Source organism: Pseudomonas sp. UBT, from assembly GCF_050915955.1.
Taxonomy (GTDB): Bacteria; Pseudomonadota; Gammaproteobacteria; order Pseudomonadales; family Pseudomonadaceae; genus Aquipseudomonas; species Aquipseudomonas antarctica_A.
Map to the genome: position 1 here is coordinate 1734586 of NZ_CP168079.1, position 316 is coordinate 1734901.

At 56.6% G+C, this 316-nt stretch carries 1 protein-coding gene; it reads left to right on the forward strand.

Annotated features, from left to right (window positions below; translation table 11 throughout):
- Positions 1-316, forward strand: a 316-nt coding sequence (locus tag ACDZ94_RS07880; protein ID WP_432751304.1) for an immunoglobulin-like domain-containing protein, incomplete at both ends; no start/stop codon positions are given.

Here is a 316-nt window from a genome sequence, read left to right on the forward strand (position 1 = left end):
AAGCGCAGTCAACGAAGGCGGTCAGATTACGTACACCGCAACCTTGAGCAACAAGGCCGGCACCGACGTCACGCTGAAACTCGACAACGGCTCTACTATCACCATCAAAGCCGGTGACACAGTCGGCACCGTGACGGTCCCAGCGCCAAGCGATGACGTGTTCATCGACAAGAGCACCCAGACCGTCAAGATCACTGACGCTGCTGGCGGTAACTTCGAGAAGCTGGAAGTAGCTGGCGACGGTGCGACCACAACGATCAACGACACCATCGACAAAGTTGATGTGGTTCTGACCGCTACTACTACCGTCGGCGAA